This is a genomic window from Streptomyces sp. NPDC032822, assembly GCF_055578825.1.
Window position 1 is genome coordinate 59648 of sequence record NZ_JBVIOL010000013.1, and the last position, 26667, is coordinate 86314.

Annotated in this window: 33 protein-coding genes; 21 read left to right on the forward strand and 12 right to left on the reverse strand. The window is 71.8% G+C overall.

Annotated features, from left to right (window positions below; genetic code table 11):
* The first annotated feature begins 9 nt into the window (after positions 1-9).
* Together ACZ5VD_RS31190 and ACZ5VD_RS31195 are read left to right on the forward strand one after the other, a co-directional pair.
* Positions 10-1230, forward strand: coding sequence for an acetyl-CoA C-acyltransferase (locus ACZ5VD_RS31190; protein ID WP_468684054.1), 1221 nt, complete (start codon positions 10-12; stop codon positions 1228-1230).
* A 4-nt stretch (positions 1231-1234) separates the two neighbouring features.
* Complete coding sequence (locus ACZ5VD_RS31195) at positions 1235-1495, forward strand: GrpB family protein (RefSeq protein WP_468552694.1); 261 nt, start codon at positions 1235-1237, stop codon at positions 1493-1495.
* Here the strand turns inward: ACZ5VD_RS31195 and ACZ5VD_RS31200 are convergent.
* On the reverse strand, positions 1459-2031 hold the full coding sequence (locus ACZ5VD_RS31200; protein WP_468684056.1) for a hypothetical protein: 573 nt from the start codon (positions 2029-2031) through the stop codon (positions 1459-1461). The genes ACZ5VD_RS31195 and ACZ5VD_RS31200 overlap by 37 nt on opposite strands.
* A 177-nt stretch (positions 2032-2208) precedes the next feature.
* On the opposite strand from ACZ5VD_RS31200, the gene ACZ5VD_RS31205 reads away from it, so the two are divergent.
* On the forward strand, positions 2209-2448 hold the full coding sequence (locus ACZ5VD_RS31205; RefSeq protein WP_468684057.1) for a hypothetical protein: 240 nt from the start codon (positions 2209-2211) through the stop codon (positions 2446-2448).
* The gene (locus ACZ5VD_RS31210; RefSeq protein ID WP_468684059.1) at positions 2424-2816 is read left to right on the forward strand and encodes a hypothetical protein; all 393 of its coding nucleotides are present in this window, start codon (positions 2424-2426) and stop codon (positions 2814-2816) included. Before ACZ5VD_RS31205 ends, ACZ5VD_RS31210 begins: the two co-directional genes overlap by 25 nt.
* 250 nt (positions 2817-3066) lie before the next feature.
* On the opposite strand, the gene ACZ5VD_RS31215 is transcribed toward ACZ5VD_RS31210, so the two are convergent.
* Positions 3067-4068, reverse strand: coding sequence for a GNAT family N-acetyltransferase (locus ACZ5VD_RS31215; RefSeq protein WP_468684060.1), 1002 nt, complete (start codon positions 4066-4068; stop codon positions 3067-3069).
* Positions 4069-4519: 451 nt separating this feature from the next.
* Between ACZ5VD_RS31215 and ACZ5VD_RS31220 the strand changes: the two genes are divergently transcribed.
* From ACZ5VD_RS31220 to ACZ5VD_RS31245, 6 genes are all read left to right on the forward strand, one after another.
* A complete protein-coding gene (locus ACZ5VD_RS31220) occupies positions 4520-5833 on the forward strand; it encodes an NAD(P)/FAD-dependent oxidoreductase (protein ID WP_468684061.1) in 1314 nt (437 codons plus the stop codon).
* Positions 5830-6564 (forward strand): DUF1365 domain-containing protein, encoded by a 735-nt coding sequence (locus tag ACZ5VD_RS31225; RefSeq protein ID WP_468684063.1) that lies wholly within the window; start codon positions 5830-5832, stop codon positions 6562-6564. The genes ACZ5VD_RS31220 and ACZ5VD_RS31225 overlap by 4 nt, the downstream gene beginning before the upstream one ends.
* A complete protein-coding gene (locus ACZ5VD_RS31230; RefSeq protein ID WP_468684064.1) occupies positions 6561-7904 on the forward strand; it encodes a class I SAM-dependent methyltransferase in 1344 nt (447 codons plus the stop codon). The genes ACZ5VD_RS31225 and ACZ5VD_RS31230 overlap by 4 nt, the downstream gene beginning before the upstream one ends.
* The gene (locus ACZ5VD_RS31235) at positions 7901-8074 is read left to right on the forward strand and encodes a hypothetical protein (RefSeq protein WP_468552645.1); all 174 of its coding nucleotides are present in this window, start codon (positions 7901-7903) and stop codon (positions 8072-8074) included. Before ACZ5VD_RS31230 ends, ACZ5VD_RS31235 begins: the two co-directional genes overlap by 4 nt.
* Positions 8071-8889 (forward strand): DUF1295 domain-containing protein, encoded by an 819-nt coding sequence (locus ACZ5VD_RS31240; RefSeq protein WP_468684066.1) that lies wholly within the window; start codon positions 8071-8073, stop codon positions 8887-8889. The genes ACZ5VD_RS31235 and ACZ5VD_RS31240 overlap by 4 nt, the downstream gene beginning before the upstream one ends.
* 77 nt (positions 8890-8966) lie before the next feature.
* The gene (locus ACZ5VD_RS31245) at positions 8967-9668 is read left to right on the forward strand and encodes an alpha/beta family hydrolase (RefSeq protein ID WP_468684067.1); all 702 of its coding nucleotides are present in this window, start codon (positions 8967-8969) and stop codon (positions 9666-9668) included.
* Here the strand turns inward: ACZ5VD_RS31245 and ACZ5VD_RS31250 are convergent.
* The 7 genes from ACZ5VD_RS31250 to ACZ5VD_RS31280 all read right to left on the reverse strand — a co-directional run bounded on the left by ACZ5VD_RS31250 (position 9638) and on the right by ACZ5VD_RS31280 (position 15429).
* Complete coding sequence (locus ACZ5VD_RS31250; RefSeq protein WP_468552642.1) at positions 9638-10618, reverse strand: YihY/virulence factor BrkB family protein; 981 nt, start codon at positions 10616-10618, stop codon at positions 9638-9640. The genes ACZ5VD_RS31245 and ACZ5VD_RS31250 overlap by 31 nt on opposite strands.
* Positions 10608-11195, reverse strand: a complete 588-nt coding sequence (locus tag ACZ5VD_RS31255) for an Asp23/Gls24 family envelope stress response protein (protein ID WP_468684068.1) — start codon at positions 11193-11195, stop codon at positions 10608-10610. The genes ACZ5VD_RS31250 and ACZ5VD_RS31255 overlap by 11 nt, the downstream gene beginning before the upstream one ends.
* Positions 11192-12232: a DUF6286 domain-containing Asp23/Gls24 family envelope stress response protein gene (locus ACZ5VD_RS31260; RefSeq protein ID WP_468684069.1), complete on the reverse strand. Its 1041-nt coding sequence runs from the start codon at positions 12230-12232 to the stop codon at positions 11192-11194. Before ACZ5VD_RS31260 ends, ACZ5VD_RS31255 begins: the two co-directional genes overlap by 4 nt.
* On the reverse strand, positions 12229-12414 hold the full coding sequence (locus ACZ5VD_RS31265; RefSeq protein WP_468552639.1) for a hypothetical protein: 186 nt from the start codon (positions 12412-12414) through the stop codon (positions 12229-12231). Before ACZ5VD_RS31265 ends, ACZ5VD_RS31260 begins: the two co-directional genes overlap by 4 nt.
* 54 nt (positions 12415-12468) lie before the next feature.
* Positions 12469-12972: an Asp23/Gls24 family envelope stress response protein gene (locus ACZ5VD_RS31270; protein ID WP_468552638.1), complete on the reverse strand. Its 504-nt coding sequence runs from the start codon at positions 12970-12972 to the stop codon at positions 12469-12471.
* Between the two features lie 155 nt (positions 12973-13127).
* Complete coding sequence (locus ACZ5VD_RS31275) at positions 13128-13781, reverse strand: fasciclin domain-containing protein (RefSeq protein WP_468552637.1); 654 nt, start codon at positions 13779-13781, stop codon at positions 13128-13130.
* Between the two features lie 70 nt (positions 13782-13851).
* On the reverse strand, positions 13852-15429 hold the full coding sequence (locus ACZ5VD_RS31280; protein ID WP_468552693.1) for a molybdopterin-dependent oxidoreductase: 1578 nt from the start codon (positions 15427-15429) through the stop codon (positions 13852-13854).
* A 226-nt stretch (positions 15430-15655) separates the two neighbouring features.
* Between ACZ5VD_RS31280 and ACZ5VD_RS31285 the strand changes: the two genes are divergently transcribed.
* From ACZ5VD_RS31285 to ACZ5VD_RS31295, 3 genes are read left to right on the forward strand one after another with little or no spacing between them, the layout of a single operon-like run.
* Positions 15656-16240 (forward strand): RNA polymerase sigma factor, encoded by a 585-nt coding sequence (locus ACZ5VD_RS31285; protein ID WP_468552636.1) that lies wholly within the window; start codon positions 15656-15658, stop codon positions 16238-16240.
* Positions 16237-16869 (forward strand): Asp23/Gls24 family envelope stress response protein, encoded by a 633-nt coding sequence (locus tag ACZ5VD_RS31290; RefSeq protein WP_468684070.1) that lies wholly within the window; start codon positions 16237-16239, stop codon positions 16867-16869. The genes ACZ5VD_RS31285 and ACZ5VD_RS31290 overlap by 4 nt, the downstream gene beginning before the upstream one ends.
* Complete coding sequence (locus ACZ5VD_RS31295) at positions 16866-17228, forward strand: hypothetical protein (protein ID WP_468552634.1); 363 nt, start codon at positions 16866-16868, stop codon at positions 17226-17228. The genes ACZ5VD_RS31290 and ACZ5VD_RS31295 overlap by 4 nt, the downstream gene beginning before the upstream one ends.
* Before the next feature lie 236 nt (positions 17229-17464).
* On the opposite strand, the gene ACZ5VD_RS31300 is transcribed toward ACZ5VD_RS31295, so the two are convergent.
* Together ACZ5VD_RS31300 and ACZ5VD_RS31305 are read right to left on the reverse strand one after the other, a co-directional pair.
* Positions 17465-18220, reverse strand: a complete 756-nt coding sequence (locus tag ACZ5VD_RS31300) for an anti-sigma factor (protein WP_468684072.1) — start codon at positions 18218-18220, stop codon at positions 17465-17467.
* A complete protein-coding gene (locus tag ACZ5VD_RS31305; RefSeq protein WP_468552632.1) occupies positions 18217-18801 on the reverse strand; it encodes a sigma-70 family RNA polymerase sigma factor in 585 nt (194 codons plus the stop codon). The genes ACZ5VD_RS31300 and ACZ5VD_RS31305 overlap by 4 nt, the downstream gene beginning before the upstream one ends.
* A gap of 315 nt (positions 18802-19116) precedes the next feature.
* On the opposite strand from ACZ5VD_RS31305, the gene ACZ5VD_RS31310 reads away from it, so the two are divergent.
* From ACZ5VD_RS31310 to ACZ5VD_RS31345, 8 genes are all read left to right on the forward strand, one after another.
* Entirely contained in the window at positions 19117-19611 is a 495-nt protein-coding gene (locus tag ACZ5VD_RS31310; protein WP_468552631.1) for a MarR family winged helix-turn-helix transcriptional regulator, read from the forward strand.
* Positions 19612-19763: 152 nt separating this feature from the next.
* Positions 19764-20372, forward strand: a complete 609-nt coding sequence (locus ACZ5VD_RS31315) for a DsbA family protein (protein ID WP_468552630.1) — start codon at positions 19764-19766, stop codon at positions 20370-20372.
* Positions 20373-20416: 44 nt separating this feature from the next.
* Complete coding sequence (locus ACZ5VD_RS31320) at positions 20417-21223, forward strand: MBL fold metallo-hydrolase (RefSeq protein WP_468552629.1); 807 nt, start codon at positions 20417-20419, stop codon at positions 21221-21223.
* Between the two features lie 2 nt (positions 21224-21225).
* Positions 21226-21645 (forward strand): nuclear transport factor 2 family protein, encoded by a 420-nt coding sequence (locus ACZ5VD_RS31325; protein ID WP_468684073.1) that lies wholly within the window; start codon positions 21226-21228, stop codon positions 21643-21645.
* Positions 21646-21843: 198 nt separating this feature from the next.
* The gene (locus ACZ5VD_RS31330; protein ID WP_468684190.1) at positions 21844-22059 is read left to right on the forward strand and encodes a nuclear transport factor 2 family protein; all 216 of its coding nucleotides are present in this window, start codon (positions 21844-21846) and stop codon (positions 22057-22059) included.
* Positions 22060-22561: 502 nt separating this feature from the next.
* Positions 22562-23533, forward strand: a complete 972-nt coding sequence (locus ACZ5VD_RS31335; RefSeq protein ID WP_468684075.1) for an aldo/keto reductase — start codon at positions 22562-22564, stop codon at positions 23531-23533.
* A gap of 416 nt (positions 23534-23949) precedes the next feature.
* A complete protein-coding gene (locus ACZ5VD_RS31340; RefSeq protein ID WP_468552626.1) occupies positions 23950-25143 on the forward strand; it encodes a PP2C family protein-serine/threonine phosphatase in 1194 nt (397 codons plus the stop codon).
* 114 nt (positions 25144-25257) lie between these two features.
* Positions 25258-26103: an RNA polymerase sigma factor SigF gene (locus tag ACZ5VD_RS31345; protein ID WP_468552625.1), complete on the forward strand. Its 846-nt coding sequence runs from the start codon at positions 25258-25260 to the stop codon at positions 26101-26103.
* Here the strand turns inward: ACZ5VD_RS31345 and ACZ5VD_RS31350 are convergent.
* The gene (locus ACZ5VD_RS31350) at positions 26100-26549 is read right to left on the reverse strand and encodes an ATP-binding protein (RefSeq protein ID WP_468552624.1); all 450 of its coding nucleotides are present in this window, start codon (positions 26547-26549) and stop codon (positions 26100-26102) included. The genes ACZ5VD_RS31345 and ACZ5VD_RS31350 overlap by 4 nt on opposite strands.
* Positions 26550-26667 lie beyond the last annotated feature (118 nt).

The window sequence follows — 26667 nt, forward strand, 5'->3', positions numbered from 1 at the left end:
GACACCGCCATGCAGCACGCTGTGATCACCTCAGCCGTCCGCACCCCCATCGGACGCGCCCACAAGGGGGTCCTGGCCGACGTCCGCCCCGACGACCTGCTCGCCCGCACCCTCGCCGAAGCCCTGGCCCGCACCCCCGGCCTGCAACCGGGCCACGTTCAGGACCTGGTCGTGGGCTGCGCCCTGCCCGGCGGTGAACAAGGCTTCAACATCGCCCGGATCGCCGCCGTGCTGCTCGGCTGGGACCACGTGCCCGGAGTGACCGTCAACCGCTTCTGCACCTCCTCACTCCAGGCGATCCGCATGGCTGCGCAAGCCGTGCGCTGCGGGGACGCCGACGTCGTCGTCGCGGCCGGAGTCGAGTCGCAGTCCCGGCTCGCCCACGGCAGTTCCGACACCTGGCCCGGCACCGAGAACCCCGCCTTCCACACCGCCGGGCAACGCACGATCCGGCGCTCACAAGTCGATGCGGGCCCTTGGCACGACCCACGCGAACAGGGCGGCCACCCCGACCCGTACATTCCGGTGGGACTCGCCGCCGAGAACACCGCCGACCTGTACGGCATCACCCGCACCGACATGGACGCCTACGCCACCCGCTCCCACCAGCTCACCCAACAAGCCCTCGCCCAGGGCTTCCACTTCGGTGACATCGTCCCGGTCAAGACCCCCGACGGCACCACCGCCACTACCGACGACTGCCCGCGCACAGGGGTCACCCCTCAGAGCCTCGCCGCCCTGCCACCGCGGTTTCGCCCCGACGGCAGAATCACCGCGGGCAACAGCGCCCCGCTGTCCGACGGAGCCGCAGCGGTCGTCGTCATGTCCGAGAGCTATGCCCGCGCCCACGGCCACACCCCGCTCGCGCGCATCCTGGCCACCGCCGTGAGCGCGGGCACGCCCGAGACCGAGGGCCCGGTTCCCGTCGCCGCGACCCGTACCGTCCTGACCAGGGCCGGTCTGTCCCTGGCGGATGTCGGCACCGTCGCCGGCAACGAGCCCTTCGCCGCCCAGATCCTGGCCTACTGCACCGAACTCGGGCTGGAGCCCGAGCGGATGAACCCGCACGGCGGCTCGATCGCCCTGGGCGAGCCCTACGGGGCGGCCGGAGCCCGACTGACCACAACCGCCCTCGCCACCCTGCGGCACGACGACCTCAGCACCGCCCTGATCAGCGTCGTCGCCGCAGGCGGCCAGGGCATGGCCCTCCTCCTGGAGCGCACGTCGTAGGCCCATCACTCCACAACGGCGACACCGCACTTGCCCTGGCGGATCCAGCGCAGTGCCGGGCCTGGTCGCGAAGGACTGGGTGGACCTCCAGGTCCTGGTCGACGACATCGACGAGGTCCGGCGGATCGGGCTCCCGGCTGTGACCGGTTTCCCCTGTCGACCGGAGCTCTCAAACCGTGAGGACTCTGGCGGTCAGGAGTGCCGGAAGCCGGTGTTCGCAGACCAGGATCAGCGGTCGAACGCTTCGGTCAGGTGCACGCGGTAGCCGTCCTCCTCCATCAGGACAACGGTGACGCCGAACGGGTCCGGGTGGTCGAGGTCGAGCGGGGTGAAGGCGTAGCGGAGCGCGGCCTGGATGGGCGGCACCAGCTCGGCGCCTGGCTGTGGCGCGGGGGCGGGCTGCCAGTTGGGGGAGGCAGACGCCCGCCCCTCGGTGCTGGGCGACAGAGGCTGCTCCGTGTAGGGGAACTGGTGCAGGACGTGGCCGTCCCGGGTGGCGAGCACCATGTTCAGGCACGGAGTCGGCCCGACAACGGGCAACTGGCAGGCGGTGGCGACGTCGTGGGTTTCCCAGGCGACGACGACCTCGTCCGCCCTGGCCGCGGAGGCGATGTTCGAGAGTTCCACGATCCCGGTGAGCGCGTCCTGACCGACCTTGAGCGGCCGCACCCAGACCAGCCCGACCAGCTCGCCTCGTACCAGCGGCATGATGACCGGCCGGGGCACGGCACCCGCCTCAAGGCCGGCGGCGTACGCCTCCCTCACAGTGCTGCCGAGCGCGTCCCACGTCCGCGTGTCCACAGATCTCCCTTACGCGTTGTTCTTGACCTCCCGACCCTGCCACGTCAGCCGCAGTCGTGTCAGGACATTGAACAGGCAGCCTCCTGCGGTCCGCGGCCACACCGGAACAAGGCGCAGATCTTGAAGACGTGGTCTGAGAGCCCCTCGACAGAGTCGACATCAGGCAGTGGTGGGTCCGTGGCGCTCATGCCGCCCGGTCCTGGCGAGGTGACCATCGATGGTCGCGCCGCCGGAGTGAACACGAGTGACGTCCTCGACATCGGCGGCGTCCTCGCCAGCCCCATTCTGCTGCCCCACCATCCCGTCGGCTACGAAGTGGCCGTAGTCGTCGCGGCGATCGGGCCATACACCTGGATCGCATCGACCATCGACCATCGACCAACGACACGGACATGGCGATCACCATGCGCGTGGTGAAGACTGGACGGATGCCTCACGACCCCGGCGGACTCCTCTTCGTAGCGCTTGGCCTTCTGCTTGTTGCCGTCGGCTACGTCTGGAAGGGGCGTGTCCTGCGCCCCCTCTCGATGAAACGGGCTCAGGCGGCCGTGATCCGGGACCGTTCCAGGAACCTGTTGCGTGCTGCGGACATGGCGATCGCCGAAGCGCGCCGCCGGGCCGCACACGGCGAACCGGCCATTGTCACGATCGAGGACGTGACCAGGGTGGCGTGCCAGCACTACGGGCACGTCTTCGTGGAGCGCGAAGAGGCTGCTGCCGCCCTCCGCCAGCGCTACGAGGCCGCCGACTGCCGGGTCGACTGCATGACCGACGCCTTCCACTGACTGCCTCCTCAGCAGGTGCTCGGCGCCAAGGGCACCGGAGTCGTCACCTGATCGGTGGTCATGGTGAAAGGCCCGGCGCTCTTCGCCCAGCCATGGCGCTCGCGAAAGTCATCGACATCGCGACGGCGACGGCGACGGAAGAGACATACGTCCTGGTGACACAGTGCGCCGTGGCCGCCGTCTCCACCTCCGGTGTGTCCATCACTGTCGACGTCGGCGCTTCGAACGCTGGCATCGTCCTGGCTGTGGACTACACCGACCCGTCAGGCAGGCAGTCGTTCCCAGCACCGTCACTGTCACCAGCACCGGCCCCGCTCTTGATGAGCGGTGCGTCTCGTGTGAGCTCCCGGAAGCCGATGCTGTAGTACAGCCCGCGCGCGTTGGGATGGCCGGGCGCCCCCAGGCAGGCGACCGTCATGTGATGGGCGCCGGCCGCCCGTGCCAGACGCATCCCGTGCAGCAGCATCGCCCTGCCCAGCCCGAGCCGTCGGTACTCCGGATGCGTTCCGACCGGTTCGAACTCGGCGGTCCTGTTCGCCTCGTCGAGCCACATGATCGTCGATGCGGCCATCGTTCCGTCCGGCGCCTCCACCAGGACGTGCAGGTCGCCACGGTACGGCGGGGTCCGCCGGACGCCCTCGTAGGCCTCGGCCGTATAGGTCGTCGGAGCCCAGGCGTCCATGTGGGCCTGGACCGCGGCCTGCGGCCCGGCCTCGTCGGCGGTGCGGAAGCGGAAGCCGTCCGGCAGCACCGGCTGCTCCACGTCCTTGAGGTGCCGCTCATTGAGCTGGGTCCAGGAGCCGGTGTCACCGAGTGCGGCCGGGTCGGTCTGATAGCCGTACGCCGCCCATCGCTTCAGGGTGAACGCATCGGCGGCGCTCGGCATGACCGTGCGCTCGACGCCGACCGTCACACCGTCGTACCAGTCGATCACCTCGTCCACCAGCCCGGCGTGGTCGGGATGGACCTGATATGCCAGGTAGGAGCCGGTGACGTCCTTGACCGATCCGTCGCTTCGCCTCACCTGATGCGGCAGGAAGGCCCAGCCCCACGCGACCAGATCGCCGCCGGAGAACCACAGCCGACGCAGCCAGCTCTCGCCGTGGGCGGCGTGCCCTTTGCCCCAGTTCCAGGCCAGCTCGCCGAACGTCGCGTCGCTGTTCACCAGGTCGGGACGGACAGCCGTAACCCGCTGGGCCAGGCCCTGCATGAGCTGCACGTCCGCAGCGGTCAAGCGAACGAAGTCATCCATGGTGCGCCACTGTGCCAGGGCTCGGCGAAGCCTTCGAACCATTTTCCAGGCGACGAGGGGTGCAGTGGCCGGTTGTGACGCGTCCGAATGACCTGCCGGAGGTGCAGCCGGCCTCTCAGGTGGTCCACGTCGTAGCCCGGTCCGCAGGCAGCTTCGATGGGTGTCGCCGGGGCGGGCCGCAGTGCGGGCGGGGCGGCGGGGGCTCGTGCGCACCCGCGTGACGCGGGCCTCCCGCCTGGGGCGCCTGCCGGAGCGCTGCCGCCCCCCTGCCTGTCGCACGTCCTGCCCGCGGTCGTGCCCCCTCTGCGTCCCGCCCTTCACTCTGCCCGCCCGGCCGTCGCGGCCCGGCCTTGTGGGACTGATTCGAGGGTTGACCAATCCGCCGTCCGACCTGCTCCGGATTACGCGCGGACCCCTGACCACCGGGGGCGGACGGGAGGAGAAGCGAGCGATGGAACGGACGTCGAGGGATGGCCCGCACGGTCCGGAGCACACGCCACGCCATGGACGGCGGACGGCCGTGGTGGGTTCCGGGGTGGCGGGACTGACCGCCGCGTACATCCTGGGCCGCGCCGGTCACGTGACCCTGTACGAGGCCGACGACCGGCTCGGCGGACACGCGCACACCCACGAGCTGATTTCTCCCCACGACGGGCGGGTGCACCGCGTCGACTCCGGGTTCATCGTGCACAACCGGCGCACCTACCCGCATCTGCTGCGGCTCTTCGACGAACTCGGCGTCTCCACACAGGAGTCGGAGATGAGCATGTCGGTCCGGTGCGAGGGGTGCGGCCTGGAGTACGCCGGTGCCCGCGGACCGGCCGGACTGTTCGCCCAGCGCCGCAACCTCCTGCGCGGCCCCTATCTGCGGCTGCTGGCCGAGGTGCCCGCGTTCCACCGTGCGGCCCGACGGCTGCTGGCGCAGGGGAGTGAACAGGCGCTGACGCTGGGGGAGTTCCTGGACCGGGAGGGCTTCTCCGCCTACTTCCGGAGCCATTTCATGACGCCGGTGGTGTCGGCCGTGTGGTCCTGCGACGCCGTCACCGCCCAGCGCTACCCGGCCGCCTACCTGTTCCGCTTCCTGGAGCACCACGGGTTGCTGTCGGTGCGCGCCTCACCGGTGTGGCGCACGGTCGGCGGCGGTTCGCGCGCGTACGTCGACCGGATCGCCAAGCAGATCGCCGAGGTCCGCACCAGCACACCCGTGCTCGCCGTACGGCGCCGTGCCGACGGCGCCGACGTGACGGCGCGGGACGGCACCACGGAGTCGTACGACGCCGTGGTGATCGCGGTCCACCCGGACCAGGCGCTGCGGCTGCTGGCCGACACCACCGAGCGGGAGCGGGAGGTACTGGGCGCGTTCCGCTACACACGCAACACCACGCTCCTGCACACCGACACCCGGCTGCTGCCACGCACTCCCGGCGCCCGTGCCTCCTGGAACTATCTGATGCCGTCGTGCGCGGCCGGTGCCGACCGGGTGCGGGTCAGCTACGACATGAACCGGCTGCAACGCCTCGACGCCACCGAGACGTTCGTGGTCACGCTGGGCGGCGAGGACCGCGTCGACCCCGGCCGGGTGCTGGCCCGCATGGTCTACGAACACCCCGTCTACACCCCTGAGTCGGTGGCCGCGCAGCAGCGCCTGCCCGAACTGGCCAGTGACGTCTGCGTGTTCGCGGGCGCCTATCACGGCTGGGGTTTCCACGAGGACGGCTGCCGCTCCGGTGTCGAGGCCGCCGCGGCACTGGGGGTGCGCTGGTGAACACCGTACCCGCCCTCTACTCCTGCGCGATCGCCCATGTGCGGACCACGCCTCGGCGATACGCGCTGCGCCACCGCACGTACATGTGGCTTCTCGACCCCGAACATCCGCCCCGACTGCCGCGTCCGCTGCGGCCGTTGGCCCGGTTCGACCCGCGTGACCACTTCACCGGAGACCAGGCCTCGATCAGGGCCGGCCTCGACGACTTCCTCGCCGGTCACGGCGTACACCTGGACGGCGGCCGGGTGGTGATGCTCACCCACGCGCGCGTGCTCGGGTACGTCTTCAACCCGCTCACCCTGTACTGGTGTCACGGCCCCGACGGCGAACTGCGCTGTGTGGCCGCGGAGGTGCACAACACCTACGGCGGGCGCCACTGCTACCTGCTGCGCCCGGACGAGGCCGGGACCGCGCACACCGACAAGCAGTTCCACGTCTCGCCCTTCTTCCCCGTCGACGGCCGCTACCGCATGCGGCTGCCGGAGCCCGGGCCCCGGCTCGACCTGACCGTGCACCTGGACCGCGAAGGCGGCCGGGCCTTCACCGCCACCGTGCGCGGCACCCGGCGCACGGCGAGCACGGCAGCGCTGCTGCGGCTGGCGCTGCGGCATCCCTGGTCCACCCTCGCCGTGTCGGCCGCGATCCGCGTCCACGGCGTACGCCTCTACCTGCGGGGACTGCCCGTCCAGCCCCGAACCGACGACCACCGCGCCCCGGAGAACGTGACATGAGGACAGCACCGCCCGGCACCACCCCCGCCGATCCGACCGACGGGCAGGCCACCCCCGCCGATCCCACCGGTGGGCGAAACACCCCCACCGCACCCGCCGCCGGAGGTGACGTGCCCGCCGATCCCACCCCCTGGCCCGACATCGCCGCCGTACCCGCCGCCTCCCGGCCCCGTACCGCCCTCACCGCGGCCCTCGTCCGGCGGGCGCTCGGCGGCCTGCCTCTGCGGGCCCGGTTCGAGGGTGGCGGCGACATCGGGCTGGGCGGGCCGCTCCTTGAGGTGCACGACCCGGCCGCATTCCACGCCCGGATCGGCACCGGCGGCCTGGTCGGGTTCGGCGAGTCCTACATGGCCGGCGAGTGGGACGCCCCCGACCTGGTCGCCGCCCTCACCGTCCTCGCCGCGCACACCGCCGAGCTGATCCCGGCCCCGCTGCAACGGCTGCGCGGCCTGTGGGCGCCGCGCCACCCGCACGCCGAACGCAACACACCCGACGGCTCCCGCGCCAACATCAGCCGTCACTACGACCTGTCCAACGACCTGTTCGCCCTCTTCCTCGACGACACCCTCAGCTACTCCTCCGCCGTCTTCCGGGGCTTCCCGGCGAGCTGGGACCGGCTCGCGGCGGCCCAACACCGTAAGATCGACCGGCTGTTGGACCTGGCCGACGTGGGCGAGGGCACCCGGCTCCTGGAGATCGGCACCGGCTGGGGCGAGCTGGCCCTGCGGGCCGCCGCCCGCGGCGCCCGGGTCACCTCGCTCACCCTCTCCCGGGAGCAGCGGGACCTGGCTCGGGAGAGGGTGAGCGCGGCCGGGCTCGACGAGCGGGTCGCGATCGAGCTGTGCGACTACCGCGAAGCCCGTGGGGTCTACGACGCCGTCGTCAGCGTGGAGATGATCGAGGCGGTCGGCGCGGACTTCTGGCCGGTGTACTTCCGTGCGCTGGACGCGCGGCTGGCACCGGGCGGCCGGGTGGCGATCCAGTCCATCACCATGCCGCACGAGCGGATGCTCGCGTCCCGCGACACCTTCACCTGGATCCACAAGTACGTCTTCCCCGGCGGCCTCATCCCGTCCACGACGGCGATCGAGGAGACCGCCCGCGACCACACCGGGCTGCGCCTGGCCCGTCGGGACGCCTTCGGCGCCCACTACGCCGAGACGCTGCGCCTGTGGCGTGAGCGGTTCACCGAGCGCGCCGCCGAGGTCGAGGGGCTCGGCTTCGACGACGTCTTCCAGCGGCTGTGGACCTTCTACCTTGCCTACTCCGAAGCCGGTTTCCGGGCCGGCTACCTCGACGTCCAGCAGTACCTGTTCACCAAGGAGAACCCCGCGCCATGACCATCGCCCGCACCACCGCCCGGGTCACTGTCACCGCCGTCACCCCGGCCCACGAAAAAGCGGCACACGTGCGTGCGCAGGTGCGCGCGCGTGGCCGGTCCGCCCCCGGCGACCCCGGCGGCGTACCGGCGAGCACGCAGGCCGGCTCCGCGGGGCTGGACCGGCCGTGAGCGGGTTCCCGTGGAGCGCGTTCGCGCTCAACCTCGCCTGGGCCGCCGCCGCGGCGCTCGCGGTCATGCTCGTCACCTTCGCCGTCGCGGTGCGCGTGGGCATGCACCGGATCGTGGACGTCGCCTGGGGGATCGCCTTCACCGCGGTGGCCGCCGTGACCTTCGCCGCCTCCGCCGACCACGGGGACTTCGTACGACGGCTGCTGGTGACCTCGCTGACGGCCCTGTGGGGGCTGCGACTCGCGGTGCACATCGCCCGCCGGGGCCGGGGCCACGCCGAGGACCCCCGCTACGAGAAGATGCTGGCCAGGGCGCCGGGCAGCCGGAACGCGTACGCGCTGCGCAAGGTCTACCTCCTCCAGGGAGCGCTCGTATGGCTGGTGTCGCTGCCCGTGCAGGCCGCCTCGTACGTGCCTGGCCCGCCGTCGGCCCTCGCGTGGGCCGGGGGCGCGCTGTGGGCGGTCGGGATCGGCTTCGAGGCGGTGGGGGACGCCCAACTGGCCCGGTTCCGGGCCGACTCCGCCAACCGGGGGCGGATCATGGACCGGGGCCTGTGGGCGTGGACGCGGCACCCCAACTACTTCGGGGACTTCTGCGTGTGGTGGGGCCTGTTCCTGCTCGCCTGTGACTCCACGGCGGCGGCAGCCGTGTCCGTGCTCTCCCCGGTGGTGATGAGCCTGCTGCTGACCAGAGGGAGCGGAAAGAGGCTGCTGGAACGGCATATGGCCGACCGGCCCGGCTACGCCGAGTACAGGGCCCGCACGAGCGGCTTCTTCCCGCGCCCGCCGCGACCGAGGGGGCCGGGGCCGTCGTGAGGGACCGGGCGGGGGAGGATCGCCTCCGTGGCCCGCGCGACGCGGGACGCGCAGACCGGAGCGAGGGGCGCACTGTCGTGCAGCAGGACGAGACCGAGTCGCCGGTGGGCGCGCTGTGGCTCCGACACCGACCGCTCCGGCCACAGGCGGCCGTCCTGTTCCTGCACGGCGGGCAGGCGACCGGCGACCGCCCCGCCCGGCCCTGGCAGCTCGCCGCGCTGCGGATGGACCCCGTCGTACGGGCGGTTTCCGCCGCGCTGCCGAGCGACGACGTGCTGCTCGCGCAGGTCCGCTACCGCCTCCGCGGCTGGAACGACGAGCGCGCCGACCCGGTGCGGGACACCCGGCGGGCGCTGGACGGCCTCGCCGACCTGGCCGGCCCCGTGCCCACCGTGCTGCTCGGCCACTCCATGGGCGGCCGGGCCGCCCTGCGCGCCGCCGGTCATCCGCAGGTCCGCGGTGTGGTCGCGCTGGCGCCGTGGTGGCCACCGGGCGAGCCGGTGGAGCAGACCGCGGGACGGCACGTCGTGGCCCTGCACGGCGAACGGGACCGCGTCACCTCGCCCGCCGACTCCGCCGACTGCGTCCGCCGGGCACGGGCCGCGGGGGCGCGGGCCGGGATGGCCGTGATCGGCGGCGGCGACCATCCGATGCTGCGGCGCCACCGCTTCTGGCACCACACCGCCTCGGCCCTGGTCGCCCACCTGCTCGACCCCGCCGCCGCGCCCGACCCCCTGCCCGGGGGCTGCTACGGGACGGGTGACTTCCCCGTCGTCTGAGCACGCGGTTCCTTGGACCCGCCCTCGTCCTCGGAGCGATCCGCGTCGGCGCAGAGTCCCGCGTCCTTGGCGAGTTCCGCCGCGAACTGCGCGCCGGTGAGCAGCGCGAGGTTCGACAGCCACAGCCAGATGAGGAAGACGACGATGCCCGAGAGCGAGCCGTACAGCCTGCTGTAGGCGCCCAGTGTCGAGGCGTAGTAGGAGAAGCCCGCGGAGACGGACAGCCACAGCGCGGCGGCCAGCACGCCACCGGGCAGGGTGCGCCCGTGTCGGCGGGCCTCGACCGGACCGGTGTGGAAGACGATCACGACGAGAAGAGCGACCAGACACAACAGCACCGGCCAGCGCAGCAGACTCCATGCCCAGGCCGCGGTGGCGTCCAGGCCCAGTGTCCGGCCGACGGCCTCCGCGAGCGGACCGGTCAGCAGCAGTGTGAGTGAGCCGATGAGGAGCAGACCGAGGAGCACGAGCGCGGTGAGCACGATGCGGTGCGCCTTGCGCCAGGTCGAACGCCGGTCCTCGACGCGGTGCATGCGGTGCAGGGCCCGGCGGAAGACGGCCAGATAACTGGACGCCGACCACAGCGCGCTGGCCGCACCGGTCACGAGCAGCGGCCAGGCCGTCCCGTCCGCGTCCAGCGCGTGGGACAGGACGGTGCGGAATTCGGCACCGGAATCGGCGGGGGCGTAGGCGGTGACCTGGGCGATGAACTCCTCGGCCGTTTCCGGGCTGATCAGGCCGAACGCCAGGACGGTCGCCAGCATGGCGGGGAGCACGGCCAGGATCGCGTAGTACGTCAGCGCCGCCGCGTAGTCCGTGATGTCGTCGTTCCACAGCGATGCCGGCGTGCGCCACAGCGCGGGCCGCCACGCCACCGGCAGCCGCGCCCGCCGGAGGCGAGCCGCCCGGCGGACCCGGCCGGGCGCGTCGGCGTACGGATCAGCGGACATGGGGCATCCGGTGCGAGGCGGCACTCAGACGGAGCCGGGTGTGTGCCGTGTACGGCGCCGCCGCCGTCCCGGCCTCCGCCGTCGCCGCACGGAGGGCGGGCAGGACGGCGTCCGGAGGCGTGTCCGGGTCCAGCCAGACGCGCAGGTCCACCTCCAGCCGCCGTCCACGACGGGGCAGCACCCGGGCGCGGCTGCGGGCGATGCCGGGGACGGCCGCCACACGTGCGGCCAGCGCGTCGGACAGCGCCCGGGGGAGTACCGCGCAGCCGGGGGAGGGCAGGGCCAGGTTTCGGGTCGGACCCCGGCGGAACCGCGCGAGGGCCCAGAGCGTGAACAGCATGGTCAGGACGATAGCCGCGGCCAGGACGGTGGGCGTCCACCAGCCCTCGCCGCGCACCTGCGCCAGCCGGTCCCGGTCGAGCAGGACGGCACCCGTCGGCGCGGTCGGCCACCAGGTCGGCAGCAGGTCGGCGAGGGCGCGGCCGGTTGCGGCGAGCCATGAGCCCGTGAGGAACAGCGCGGCTCCGACGGCGCCGAGGACGGCCCGGTTGCCGGCGGTGTGCGTGGAGCCCCTCACTGGTGCCCTCCCAGGACGCGACCCGATCCGGCCACGGAGGCCGGTGCCGGGGCTGCTTCAGCCGGGGCGTCCGCCGCTGGGGTTGCTTCCACCGGGGTGGGCGCCGCCGGGTTCTCTTCCGCCGGGGTGGGCGGCTGCCAGACCGGCTCCGGGGCGACCATGAGGCGCAACCGGGGGCGGTGGCACAGGTGACAGGCGGCCAGGACGGCGCGGGCGGCGGACGTGGCGGCGGCGTGCGCGTGTGCCCGGTCACCGAAGGCGAGCCCGGCCCGCACGGTCACTCGCCGACGTCCGACCCGAACCCGTACCGCGCCGACGCCGTCCACGGCTCCCACCGCGTCACGGACCAGGGCCCGCACCGCCGAGCGGTCCACCGCCGCGTCGACGAGGTCCGCCGAGGCATCGACCGTGGACTGGCGACGGCGGCCGGGGGTGAGGGCGAGGACGACCATCCAGAGGCCGGCCAGAGCGATCAGCCCGCCCGCGACCACGACAGCCGGGTCACCGGGCCCGTGCCCGGACAACCAGCGCACGGTGGAGGTCCGCCAGACGGCGGCCGTCCCGTGCGCGGTGTGCACCCGCACCAGGTCGAAGGCCAGCGCACCGCAGCCCAGAGCGGCCAGCGAGGCCAGCACGGCGACCGGAATCCGGCGCCGGGAGCACCGACGCCGGGGCGTCCGGCTCTCCCGGACGTCCGGGCCGGCCTCGAGAGCCGGGGACGCCAGGGGGCGGGAAGACGACGGCGAGGCGAGCGAGTTGACGCTGATGCGCGCGGACGGCACCTCCAGTCCCGTCAGTTCCCGGGTGCGCCGCACCACATGCCGCTGAACTTCGCGCACGGTGTCGGCGAGCGGAGCCGGATAGGGCAGCGTCACCCCGAGGGACACCTCGGCCCTCCGGCCGCGCACGGAGGCCGAGGCGCGGTCCGTCCGTGCGCCGCCCCGGGTGGGAAGAGCCTCGGTGGTCGCCCGCTCGGCGATCCTGCGCACCGTCCGCTCCGAGACGGTCGTGGTGCCCCGCTGCGCGGCGGCGGTCATCGACGGCTCCGCTCGAACGCGTTCCGCACGTCCTGCACGCTGCCGCCGCTCTCGATCCACCGGCCCAGCGCCCAGCCCAGACCGCCGAGAGCGGCCACCAACAGGAAGGCACCGAACCCGCCGAAGTACCCGGCGAACGCCAGGGCCATGCCCGCGATCATCCCCACGAACGGTGTGCTCATGCCGATCCGCCTCTCACCCGCATCCACTCCTGCTTCTGCTCGCGCCCGGCCGCGTTACTCCACGCGGGCCTCGGCGGTGTTCGCGGGCTCGTCCTCGTCGGGCAGGTGGACGTCGTTGACGGTGACGTTCACCTCGACGACCTCCAGCCCGGTGATGCGCTCCACGGCGGAGATGACGTTCTCCCGCACATCCTGGGCCACATCCATGACGGACACCCCGTACTCGACGACGAGATCCAGGTCGATGGCCGTCTGACGCTCGCCCACCTCGACCTTCACCCCGCGTCCCACGTTGGGCCGGCCGCCGGGCACACGGTCGCGCACGGCGCCGATGCTGCGCGAGAGCCCGCCTCCCATGTCGTGCACGCCGGGGATCTCCCGGGCGGCGATGCCCGCCACCTTCACCACGACGACATCGGCGATGGAGGTCCGGCCACGGTTGGCGGCCGGCTGGTCGGTGCCCGCCGCGCCCCCGGACACGGCGGTGGTGGCCTGGGGCGACCGGCTCGTCTGCGGGGTGGACAGGTTCGTGGATGCCGGTACGGACTGTGTCGTCATGGCATGTCCCCTTCTGGTGTGTCTGCTCGGCGTCTTCTCGGTTCGTCGCTGATGTGCTCTCACTTCGTCAGACCCGCTCCGGGGCGGGTCTGTGACGCGGGATCCGGAAAAACCTCGGGGCGCCACCGAAGTGGCGCCCCGAGGATGACAGTCCGTCAGCCGGCGGGCATCAGGACGGTGTCGATGATGTACACGTTGGCGTTGGCGGTCTTGACGTTGCCGCAGACGACCTTGGCCGAGTCGGCGACGGTGTAGGACTCGCCCGAGCCGGAGGTCGCCAGCTTCGACTTCTCCAGGGTGTCGAAGGAGCCGTTCTCCAGGTCCTTCGGGGTGAGCTTCTGGCCTACGACGTGGTAGGTGAGGATCTTCGTGAGCTGCGCCTTGTCGTTGAGGACCTTGTCCAGCGTCGCCTTGGGGATCTTCGCGAAGGCGTCGTTGGTCGGGGCGAACACGGTGATGTTCTGGGCGTTGTTGAGAGTGTCGACGAGCCCGGCCTTCTTCACCGCCGTCACGAGGGTGGACAGGGCGGGGTTGTTGGAGGCGGCGGTCGCCACCGGGTCCTGGGCCATGCCGTCGAAGGAACCGGCGCCGTCCTTCGGGACCGTGGAGCAGGCCGGGCCGAAGGGCTCGTCGGTCGTGGAGGCCTCGCTGGAGCTGCCCATGCCGTCGTCGGCCGACGGCGTCGACGCCTTGCTGGAGGAGTCCGACGCGGTGGAGTCGCTGCCGCTGTCCGAGCAGGCGCTCAGAGCCAGCGGGAGCACGGCGGCGGCGGCCACGGTCATGGCGACACGGCGAATACGGGTGTTCATGGTGTTTCTCCTGTTGGTTGATACGGCGGAAGCCGCGTTCACATGGGGGTGGGAGGGGTGGCTGGGGGTGTCACTCGGCGGTGACGACGACGGAGTGCCATCCGCTGGCACCGTCGGGGACGGTGCGGGCGCGCTTCTCGGTCTGCACCTCGCCGGTGCGGTCGGTGGCCCGAACGGTGAGGGTGTGACCGCCCTTGGTGGCCTGCCAGGGGAAGGACCACTGGCGCCAGGTGTCACGCGAGTCCTCGGCGGCGAGCCCGGCCTCCTTCCAGGGGCCGTCGTCGACACGGATCTCGACCTTGTCGATGCCCCGGTGCTGCGCCCAGGCGACCCCGGCGACCATGACGGTGCCGACCTCGGGGCGGGCGAAGGGCTTGGGGGTGTCGATGCGTGACTGGGTCTTGATCGGCGCTCGGCGGGCCCAGTCGCGCTTGACCCAGTAGGGGTCGTAGGTGTCGAACGTGGTGAGCTCGATGTCCTCGATCCACTTGCAGGCCGAGACATAGCCGTACAGGCCGGGTACCACCATGCGGACGGGGAAGCCGTGGGTGAAGGGCAGCGGCTCGCCGTTCATCCCGAGGGCGAGGAGGGCGTCGCGGCCGTCCATCAGGTCCTCGACCGGGCTGCCGATCGTCATGCCGTCCACCGACCGGGCCACCAACTGGTCGGCCGGGCCGCCTTGCGAGGGCGGTTGCACCCCGCACTCCGCCAGCAGATCGGCGAGCCGTACGCCGATCCAGCGGGCGTTGCCGACATAGGAGCCGCCGACCTCGTTCGACACACAGGTGAGCGTGATGTCCCTCTCGATCAGCTCACGCCGCAGCAGGTCGTCGAAGGAGAGGACGAGAGGCCGGGCGACCCCCTCGCCGTGGATGCGCAGCCGCCAGGTCCTCGCGTCGACCTTGGGTACCACCAGGGCGGTGTCCACACGGTAGAAGTCCTTGTTCGACGTGGTGAAGGCGCTGATGCCGGGGATCCGCGGCCGGGCGCCCCGGGGCACGGCCCGGGCGGGGGAACCGACCGCGGGCAGCACCACGTTCCCGCGGGAGGCGACCGCGTCCCGGCCCCCGGCACCGCTCAGGGAGCGGCCGAGCAGCCCCGCTCCCGTCGATGCCACGGCCGCGGCGCCCGCCGCGATCACGAAGCCGCGTCGGTCCCACCCCTCGCCGGGCGACGAGGTGTCCGGCTCGGGGTGCCGGGGTGCGAGGCGGCCCACGAGGACGTACAGCAGTACGGCTCCGGCGACGGCGCCGACCATGGAGGGCAGCGCGTCGGCGACCCCGGTCGAGTCGGGCCTGCCGGTCGCCGCGACCGCGCCGACCACCCCGAACAGCAGCACGCCGGCCGCCCCCGAGCGCCGGAACCGCAGTGCGGCAATTCCCAACACCAGTGCGAAAAGCGCCAGCACCGCGAGAATTCCCAGCTGGAGAACCAGCTTGTCATCGGTCCCGAAATTGCGGATCGCCCAGTCCTTCACAGCGGCGGGCGTACGGTCGATCGCCGCGCCGCCGACCGCGACGACCGGACCAGCCTGCGGACGCACCCCTCCCGCCACCGCCTCGGCGACCGCGAGCGCGGCGAAACCCGCCAGTGCGCCGCTGAGCGCACCCAGCAGCAGTGGTGGTGTCTTCTTCTCGGTCTCGGTCACGGTGGGAATCCGGCCCCGGAAGCCGGAGGGATTGGTCGCTCCCACGATCGGATGAATTCTCCTTTCCGACCCATCCGCATCCGTTTCGGCTACGGAAAAGGATTAAGGGTGTGCCCGGGTGTGCATCCGTACGGTGCGCGTCTGTCGAAGTGCTCCGTCACAGGGACGGCGCGGCGCTGTCCAACCTCCGGAAGACCGGAAGAGAACGGACGAGAGGAGCCGCCCAGTGGCGGGGGCCCGCGCACAGAGCGCACCACCGGACGCCCGGGCCGGCACGGACGACGCCCTGCTGGCGGTCCGGGCCGGAGAAGGGGACGAGGACGCCTTCGCCGTGCTCGTGCAGCGGCACGCGGCGGTGCTGATCCGGCTGGCCACGAGGCTGCTCGGGACCGGCGCCGAAGCCGAGGACGCCGTCCAGGACGCCTTCCTCAGCGCCTGGCGGCGGCTGCCCGAGTTCCAGGGCCGCTCCTCCTTCGGCACCTGGATGTACCGGATCGTCACCAACCGCTGCCTGAACGTGCTGCGGGCCCGCAAGCCCGTGGCCCCGCTGGAGGCGGCGGATGATGTGCCCGCGGCCGAGCACACGACCTCCCCGCCCCGGATCGCCGAAGGCCGTGAGGCGGTCCGTGAACTGCGGGAGGCGCTCGACCTGCTGTCGGCCGAACAACGGGCCTGCTGGGTACTGCGGGAACTGGACGGCCGGTCCTACGAGTTCATCGCGGACGCGGTGGGCATCAGCCAGGAGGCCGTCCGCGCCCGCGTCTTCCGCGCACGCCGTTGTCTGACACAAGCACTGGGGGCCTGGCGATGACCGACCGCACCGACCCGCCGTACAGCGCGCTCACCCACGGCGACGACGATGAACTCCTCCCGTGCGGACGGCTGTTGTCGCAGACCTGGGACGACTGGGAACAGCGCCCCGATGACACCGGCACCGACACCCACCTGCGATCCTGCCCGCACTGCCGACAGGCCGTGAGCGGGCTCGACCGGCTGGAGTCCGTGGTGCGCGGCCTGCGGGACGAGTCGGCGGACACCTCCGCCCACGACGCCGAGCCGCTGACCCGGCGGATCATGGACGTCGTCCGTCTCGAACTGCGTCCGGGCCGTCCGCTGCCCCTCGGCGAACCGGCCGAGGACCTGTGGATCATGGAAGCGGTCGCGGCCCGCACGCTGCGCGCGGCGGCCGAGACGGTCGCGGGCGTCCGGGCGGGCTCCTGCCGGCTACTCGACGCCGGCGTCGACGGTGCCGTCGGGGTCCGCCTCGACATCCACGCCCCGGCCGGCGTCTTTCTGCCCGATCTCGCCGACCAGGTGCGCACACGGGTCGGGGAGGCCGCGGACCGCGAACTGGGCATGGTCATAGCGACCGTGGACATCCGTGTCACCGACCTCGTCCACAGCACGGCCGACGACGGCCGGGAAGGCCCTACCCCATGACCGCGAACCACGCGAACACCCTGCACGCGACAGTCGTCGAGGAAGTCGCCACGGCCGCGGAGGGCGTGTCCGGGGTGGCCTTCCTCAGGCCGGGCCTGGCCGGCCGGCTGCGTTCCGCACTGGCGCCGCCCACACCGGCCACGCCGGCCGCCGAAGGGGCGTCTTCGTCAGGAGTGCGCGTGACCCGGCCGGACGGCGACGGCCCCTGGCACGTCGAGATCCACGTCGTGGCTCTTCGGCCGAGCAGGCCCCTGGACGTGGCCCGTGTCGTCCGTGACACCGTCGAGCACCGCCTGGGCGCCCTGGCCCCCGCCCAGCCGGCGCCGAGGATCACGGTGACGGTCACCGGCCTCGTCTGACGCCGGGGGCCGCAGCGGCCGTCGACGGGACCGTGGCCGAGGGGCCGCCCGCCCACCAGGCACGACCCGGGCGAGCGGGAACGGAGACTCCGCCGGCCGGGGTGGCACGGCCCGACTCCCGGGAAGCCGACCGTCACGACTCGATGGCCATCCGTCGGCGCGCAGCGTGATCGTGTGCCACGCAGCGCGTCCGCAGGCCGTAGCGGCGTTCCCGCACCGCCCCCGGCGGAGGCGGTTCAGCCGGGGAAGGCCATCAGGGCGAGCGCGGCGGACGTGGGCTGCTCGGAGCCGCCGTCGGGTTCGACGGTGATGCCCATGCCCGACGCCCCGTCGACGGTGCCGCGCATCAGAACGGCCTGGTCGCTGCGGGCGGGGTCCATCAGACCGGCCGACCGCATGGTTCCGTCGTCGTCGAACCACAGCTGGTAGACCTTCCCGCCGGGCGGACGGGTCATCCCCGAGACGACGAACACGGCCCTGTCCTGGTCACGGGAGACGACGACGGTACCGGTGGCGCCACCGGCCAGGGCACCGGCCCGGATCCTGGCGTCCGGCGCGGCCAGCACGGTGCTGATCTCATCGGTCGTCCGCTCCGCGCGGCGTGCCTGGTCGCGGGCGTCCTCGGCCCGCTGGTGCTGCCACAGGGTCGTGGCGCCGAGTGTCATGGCCGCCGCCAGGCAGGCGGCGAGCGCCCACCGGGACACCGTCCGGGCCCGCAGGGCGGCCGGGACGGCGAGGGACTGGGCGGTCGGCCGGCCGGGCGTCTCCTGTCGGACGGAGGTGATCCGGCGCAGCACCTGTTCGCGCAGCCCCGCAGGGGTTGTCGTGGCGACGGCCAGTCCCAGGCGGGCCGCCGTCGCGCACAGCTCGGCCGTTTCCTGCTCGCACGCCTCGCAGCCGGAGAGGTGACGCTCGAAGGCGTGGTCCTCCTCCGCGGACAGGGCGTGCAGGGCGTAGGCGCCCGTCAACCGGTGCAGATCGGTGCTCGTCACGCGGTCACCCCCAGGCAGTCGCGCAGCCGGATGAGTCCGTCGCGCAGTCGGGTCTTGACGGTCCCCAGCGGAAGCGCCAGCGCCTCGGCCACCTCGCGGTAGGTCAGACCCCGGTAGTACGCCAGGATGACGGCCTGGTGCTGGAGCTCGGTCAGCGTGCGCAGGCAACGCCGTACCTGTTCCCGCTCCAACCGAGCCTCGACGTGCTCGGCCACCTCGTCGTACTCGGGAAGCCGATCCAGCAGTGCGGCCTTGTGATCCCGGGCGGCCGCGGCGTCGACGGAGCGCACCCGGTCCACCGCCCGGCGGTGCGCCAGTGTGAGGATCCAGTTGATGACCGTCCCGCGGTCGGGCCGGTAGCGGGGAGCGGTCCGCCACACCTCCACCAGCACCTCCTGAGCCACCTCCTCCGACTGCGCCTGATCGCGCAGCACAGCGCGCACGACACCGAGTACGGGCCCCACCACGGCGTCGTAGACACCGGCGAAGGCGTCCTCGTCCCCCAGCGCCACCTGCCCCATCAGCTCCTGCAAGTCAGGACCCGCCGAGGGGTTTCTGCCGATACGAACTGCTTCTTTCACCGAGGGCCTCCACGGTCGGGACATGTCCGGGCGTAATCCGTTCTCGCTGAGACCCTGGATTGGTTGCAGTGACGATGAAATCGCAGGTGACGTGTGACGACACGGAGAGCGGCACCGAGAAGCGGGCCGAGAGGGCCGGGGAGGGGGAACACCTCGGGGAGGGTTCCGCCGGACGCCTCGGTGCCCGAGGGCGGGTGTCAGCGGCTCGGGGCGCTGGACCGCCTGCCTGCCGGCCGCTGTCGAGGGTCGGTCCGGCCACGGGGGACAGGGTGATCGGTACGGTGGTACCGGACAACGAGAGGGGGCGGCGCTGCCGTGGGTGAGGAAGCTGGGATCCGGACGGCGCAGGAGGCCGCCGACCATGATCTCGTCCTGGCGTTCGGGCGTCTGCAGGGGGCGGCGAACCGGCTGGAGTACATCCTCGGCCGGGCGTTGGAGGTGGAGTGCGGCATCAGCCACCTGGTCTTCGAGGTGCTGTTGATCCTCGGGCGGGCGGGGGAGCCGGGGCTTTCCATGCGGGCCGTCGCGCAGGAGCAGGTCCTGACCACCGGTGGCGCCACCCGGCTGGTGGATCGCATGGAGACGGCTGGTTTCGTGACGCGCGCGGAGTCCCCCGACGACCGGCGCGGGAGGCTGGTGCGGCTGACCCCGCTGGGCGAGGAGACGGTCGTACGCGCTGCCCGGGTGCACGTGGAGAACATCAAGCGGTACTTCGTGGAGCCCCTCCCGGCGGCGGACCGCGAGCGGTTCGCCGAGGATCTCAGGATCCTCAGCCACACGGCCCGGGACGTACTGCCTCGCCTTCCCTGACCGGCGGAGTGGCCGTAGCGCAGGTCTAATGGCATGGGCTGCACTCATGTGTCCCAGTTCACACCAGCCGGGAAATATCTGACAAGTCAGTTACTGTTTGATCAGGTGAATCGCTCGCAACCGGCGGGCGCCCCTCTCTGCCGAGGTCTCCGATGAAGCTCGTCCACGTCTTCGACGCCTACTGCGGCTGGTCGCACGGTTTCTCCGGAACCCTGCGCGAGGTCGCCGCCCGCCATCCCGGGCTGCCGGTCGAGGTGGTCTCCGGCGGTCTGTTCACCGGGTCGCGCCGGGTGCCGATCCGCGAGTTCGGCTACGTCCAGGGCGCGAACGCCAAGATCACCGAGCTGACCGGTGCCGAGTTCGGCGAGGGCTACGAGCGGCTGATCGCCGACGGCTCGTTCGTGATGGACTCCGAAGCCGCCGCCCGCGGCTTCGCGGCCCTGCGTCAGGCGGCCCCCGACCGCGCGGCGGAGCTGGCCGCGGCCCTGCAGGACGCCTTCTACGTTCATGGCCTGAGCCTGTCGGAGGCCGCCACCTACCGGACGGTCGCCGAGGCGGCCGGGCTCGACGCGGATGCCGTGGTCGCCGCCTTCGAAGCCCCCGAGACACAGACCGCGGTCCGCGCCGACTTCGGCCGCGCGGCCCAGCTCGGCGTCACCGGGTTCCCCACCCTGCTGGCCGTCGACGGCGACGCCGTCATCCCGCTGGCCTACGGCCACGCCACCGCCGACGAGGTCGACGAACGCCTCGCCGCCCACTGAACTTCCCCCGTCCCCGCCCCGTTCCCCGCGCAATGGAGTCATCGATGAGCACCCTCTCCTTCAAGATCCTCGACCTCGACTTCCCGGCCGGCAGCAAGAACAAGACCGCCACCCTCGTCACCGGCGAGCAGGAGGCGCTGCTGGTGGACGCCGCCTTCACCCGCGCCGACGGACACCGGCTGGCCGCCGAGATCCTCGACTCGGGCAAGAAGCTGACGACCGTGTTCGTCAGCCACGCCGACCCGGACTTCTACTTCGGCGCCGAAGTGATCGCCGACGCCTTCCCCGACGCGGTGTTCGTCGCCACCCCCCTCGTCATCGAACACATCCGGCACTCCTACGAGGGCAAGCTCAAGGCGTGGGAGGCCCTCGGCCCGAACCTGCCCACCCGCCTGGTCGACCTCACCCCGCTGACGGGCGACCTCACCCTCGAAGGACACCGCTTCGAGCTCAAGGGCGGCCCGGCCGGACTGCCCGACCGCCACTACCTGTGGCAGGCCGAGCAGCGCGCCATCCTCGGCGGTGTCCTGCTCTTCCAGCAGGAGCACGTCTGGGTCGCCGACACCGCCACCCCGGGCGACCGCGCGACCTGGATCGACCTGCTGGACGAAATGGCCGCCCTGAACCCGGAGCTGGTCGTCCCCGGCCACCGTCTGCCCGGCACCGCCGCGGACCCGTCCGCGATCACCGCCACCCGCGCCTACCTCGTCGCCTTCGAGGAGGAGCTCGGCAAGGCCGCCGACGGCGCCGCGCTGACCGAGGCGATGGTCAAGCGCTACCCGGACAACGGCATGCTGATCGCCGCCCAGATCGGTGCGAAGGTCGCCAAGGGCGAAATGAAGTGGGGCTGACCATGGCCGACACGACAGGGGTCGCCGCGTCCGCCGCTCCCGCGGACGTCGTCCGCCGCCAGTACCTGGCCTCTGCCGCCGGCGACCTCGAAGCCCTCCGCGCCACCCTCGCCCCCGACGTGGAATGGACGGAGATGGCCGGCTTCCCGCTCGCCGGCACCTACCGCACCCCCGACGGCGTCACCGCCAACGTCATGGAGAAGCTCGGCCAGGACTGGGACAACTGGACCGCCCACGACGACACCTACGTCGCGGGCGGCGAGAACGTCGTCGTCCTGGCCCGCTACACCGCCGTCAACAAGGCCACCGGCAAGCCGATCGACGTCCGCGTCGCCCACCACTTCGTCGTCCGCGGCGGACTCATCGTGCGCTTCGAACAGTTCGTCGACACCGCCCTCGTCCGCGAGGCGATGGCCGACTGACGCGTCGCGTACCACCGCGAGGCAGGAGATCCGCGTGTCCGCCGACGACAACAAAGCCCTCGTGATCGCCTTCTACGAGCAGGCATTCAACGACTACCAGCCGGAACAGGCCGCCGAAGCCCACCTCGGTGAGAGCTCACCCAGCACAACCCCGAGGCACAGGACGGGCCGCAGGCGTTCGTCGGCTACGTCCACTGGCTGCGCGGACAGTGCCCCGACCTGCGCCTGGACATCAAGCGCGCGATCGCCGAAGGGGACCTGGTGGTCACCCACAGCAACCTGCACCTCAAGCCCGGCGACCGCGGCCTGGCCGTCGCGGACTTCTGGCGCGTCACCGACGGGGAGATCGTCGAGCACTGGGACGTGATCCAGGAAGTGCCGGAGCAGAGCGTCAACGACAACACCCTGTTCTGAGGTCCGCGGCGTCCGCGCCCGGGCCGGGCGCGGATCAGGGACGAGGACGGGACGCCGTGCACCGTTTCCGGTGCCGGTCGTCCCGTCCCGCGCGTCTGGCCGGACGTGCCCGCCCGATGAGCGTCCGGCTCTCCACGTGATGCGCTGGATCAGACGAGGAGCTCGGTGAGTTCCACGCCGGGGCGGGTTCTTGAGGCGCTGGGCCGCTCAGAGGCCGATCCGCCAGAAGACGCGGATCCGCCCGCAGCCGTCGATGATCGCCGCTTCCTCCACCCGGGCCGCGTCGGCGGCGCCGAGGACGGCACCCACGCGACCCGCCGCTCCTCACTCCAGGTCACCGCCGCACGGGTGGTCGACGGCAGACTCCACTGCGACCGCGACGAGCCCGTCCGACTCGAACTGGGCGACGCCGGGTGACAACCCGTGCGAACGAAGGGTTCACTGGCTCTCGCGGATGGTGACCGGATGGCCACCGCCCACGACAAAGGAGTCTGAACAGCACATGCGCTATCGAGAACTGGGCCGTACCGGACTGGCCGTGTCCGAGATCGGCTATGGCGCCTGGGGGTTGGGGCAGGGGGCGTGGGTCGGCGCGGACGACGACTCCGGTGTCCGCGCCCTGCACCGCGCGCTCGACCTGGGCGTCAACTTCATCGACACCGCCAGGGGGTACGACCGCAGCGAGCGCGTCGTCGGCCGTGCGCTCAAGGAGCTCCCGGGCGGCGGCGAGGGCGTGTACGTGGCGACGAAGGCCGGGCCCAAGATCCCGGTCCCGCTGGAGTCCAGCGGACTCGACGTCACGGAGACCTTCCCCGGCTCACACCTGCGCGAGAGCGTGGAGACCAGCCTGCGCGAACTGGGCCGGGACCACGTCGACCTGCTCCAGCTGCACACCTGGGAGGACGAGTGGACCGGCCGCGGCGACCTCCTGGAGACCGTTGACGCCCTCAAACAGGAGGGCAAGATCCGGTTCTTCGGGATCTCGGTCAAGGACCACCAGCCCGACAACGTGCTCACGGTGTTGCGCACCGGGGTGCTGGACACGGTCCAGGTCATCTACAACATCTTCGAACAGGCCCCCTCCCATGCGCTGTTGCCGGCGTGCGAGGAGCACGGCGTGGGCGTGATCGGGCGGGTCGTCCTCGACGAGGGCGCTCTGACGGGCTCGGTCCGCACGGGTGTCACCTTCCCCGAGGGCGACTGGCGCAACTGGTACTTCCGGGAGGACCGGCCCGCCCAGGTCGAGAAACGTGTGGACGCCCTCCTCGCCGACCTGGGAATCGGCGTCGAGGAACTCCCGTCCACCGCCCTGCGGTTCGCGCTCGCCGGCCAGGCGGTCTCCACCGTCATCGTCGGGATGCGGTCCCTGACGAACGTGGAACGCAACGCGGCGGTCGCCGACATCCCGCCGCTGACCCCCGAGCAGCTCGCGTTGCTGGCCAGGCACAGCTGGCAGAAGAACTTCTACAGCTGAGCAGGTCCCAGCTCATGTCGGCCGGGCGGGAGGAACCCGCCCGGCCGGGCAGCCCTCGGCAGTCCTGCTCCGGCCCGCTGCCGGGCGAACCGACCGTGCACAGGCCCCCTCGGAGGAACTGAACCGGCTTGCCGGACCCTCCTCGTCGAGCAGCGATCCATGTCCTCCGCGCCGTCCACCACGCCCTGGAGGTCCAGCAGGGCCACGAGGTCCTCCGCGTCGAGCCACGGCGCTCCCACAGGGCCCGGCGCGGTCCTCGTGCGCCACGCGGCGGCCAACGCGCGTGAACGGGCCGCCCGGGGGTCCGAGCTCCGCCGTACCGCTCCGGATTACCGCCTTGACCAGGCAGAACTGTCACACCAGGTGACTATGCGGAGATGCGGGGAAGAAGTTGCGGCAACCGATAGGAGGTTGCTGTGGTGGGTGGAGATCTGGAACTGGGCGAGTTGCTGGCCGCTGCGGAAGCGGCCCCGCCCGGTGAGTCCGTCGACGTGGTGGCACACGACCTGCAGAAGCGGTTCGGTGCGGAGCAGGTGTCCTTCCTGTTCGTCGACCTCATCGGTCAGCGGCTGGTACGGCTGGCCGCGGCCGGCGACGAGGCCGCGGACCAGGCCGAGCCGATCGACCTGCAGGGCAGTGTCTACGACAGCGTTCTGCGGAGCCAGCGCCAGCATGTGGAACCGGACGGCCAGGGCGGCCGACGCGTCATCACGCCGGTCACCAACCGCGGCGACTGCATCGGCGTCCTGGAGGTGATCCTGCAGTCCGCGGACGACACCGTGCTGCGACAGGTCCGCGACGCGGCACACGCGCTGGCCTACATCATCGTCACGGACCGGCGCTTCACCGACCTGTACCACCTGGGCCGGCGCACCACCGAGACCAGCCTGGCCGCGGAGATCCAGCACCAGCTGCTGCCCTCCGCCCCCTGCTGCGAGGCGGCGCAGTTCACCCTCGCCGCCGGACTCGTCCCGGCCGACGACATCGGTGGCGACACCTACGACTACACCCTCGACCGCGACACCCTGCACCTGTCCATCACCGACGCCATGGGCCACGACACGAACTCCGCGCTGCTGGCCACCCTGCTGGTCGGAGCTCTGCGGCGGGCCCGCCGCAGCGGCTGTGACGCCCTCAGACAGGCCCACCACGCCCACCAGGCCCTGCTCAGCCACGATCGAGGGCTGGCCACCGGACAGCTGTTCTGCGTCGACCTCGAAACAGGTCTGTGCGAACTGGTCAACGCGGGCCATCCCTGGCCACTGCGGCTGCGCGACGGGGCCGTCGAAGAGGTCAGGCTCGCCGTCAACCTGCCGTTCGGTGTGGTGGGACCCAACTCCTACCGCGTTCAGGAACTGCAACTGCGCCCCGGAGACCGTCTGATCCTGCTCACCGACGGCATGCAGGAACGCGGTGCCGCAGCCGCCGACCTGGTCTCGGTCATCCACGACACCCGCGCGCTGCACCCGCGAGAAGCCGTCCGGAGCCTGACCGCCGCGGTGCTCGACGCCTACCACGGCAGCCTCCAGGACGACGCCACGGTCCTGATACTGGACTGGCACGGCAGTCGTCGCCGACCGGACGCGACCAGACCGGGCCCGCCGAGATGAGGTCTCCCGGACCGTCCGGGCATGGAAGTGGAACCATGGGGTAGACGCGCGGCGGCGTCGGCGGTTGCAATGGGCCGACAGCGCGGTTGGTTTCGAGGGCGGGAGGGGCAGGTCATGGCGGCGATGAATGTGACGGTTACGGAGATGCGGGCGTGCGCGTTGCCCCAGGTCACCGATCCCTGTCAGGTGGCGCCGAAGGACGCCCGTGAGCTGTCCAAGGTCTTCTTCGGCCGGCTGGCGGGGCTTGAGGAGGGCACGCCGGAGTACAGCTACGCCCGGAACACCCTGATCGAGATGAACATGTCCCTGGTCCGCTTCGCGGCCGGCCGGTTCCGCAGTCGCGGTCCGGAGGAGATGGAGGACATCGTCCAGGTCGGCATGATCGGCCTGATCAAGGCGATCGACCGCTTCGAGCTGTCCCGCGAGGTGGAGTTCACCTCCTTCGCCATCCCCTACATCGTCGGCGAGATCAAGCGGTTCTTCCGCGACACCACCTGGGCCGTCCACGTTCCGCGCCGCCTCCAGGAAGCCCGCGTCCAGCTCGCACGCGCCACCGAGGAACTCCGCAGCCGCCTCGACCGCACCCCCACGGTCAAGGAGCTGTCGGAGCTGATGAGTCTGCCCGAGGAAGAGGTGCGGGAGGCCCGGCTCGCCGCGAACGGCTACAACTCCTCCTCCCTGGACGCCACGATCGGCGGGAGCGAGGACGGCGAAGCGGCGCTGCAGGACTTCATCGGCGCCGAGGACCAGGCGCTGGAACTGGTGGAGGACTTCCACGCCCTGGCGCCGCTGATCGCCGAACTCGACGAGCGGGACCGCCAGATCATCCACCTGCGGTTCGTCGAGGAACTCACCCAGGCCCAGATCGGCGAACGCCTGGGCGTCACGCAGATGCATGTCTCCCGACTGCTCTCGCGTACCCTCGCCCGGCTGCGGGAGGGCCTGCTCACGCATCGCTAGTCGGCGGGCCCGCGCAGACGAAGGTGGGCGACGACCTGTTTGCCGGTTTCCCGCGCGATGGTGTGCACCTGGTCGCACAGTCGGGCGACCAGACGCAGGCCGTGTCCGCCGACCTGCCGGGCGTCGTGTGCCCGCAGTTCGGGCGGGCGAGGGGAGCTGTCACTCACGATGATGCGAAGCAGGCTCGCGTCGGGTTCCACTTCCAGTGCCAGGCCGCCGGGGCCGGGGGCGTGCCGCAGCGCGTTGGTGACCAGCTCACTGACGACGAGCTGGGCGTCCTGGTTCGCCTGTTGGCCGGGGTCGTGGCCGGCCCTGGCCAACAGCGTGCGTACGGCTGCTCGGGCTTCGGCGATGGACGCGTCCGCCGTGTGCCAGTCGGCGGTGTAACGCAGGGGCGCCGCGGATTCCTGTTGATCCGCCGGCCGGTTCTCAAGGGGGGTGACCATAGTGCTCTTCCCGTGGGTCGTTCCTTGTCGTTTCATCGCAGGTTGTCGTGATGGCGTAATTTCGCTTACCCGCTGTTGTCCCGTTTATGGGGCACCGATCGATGCCGGTCGTTCGTCC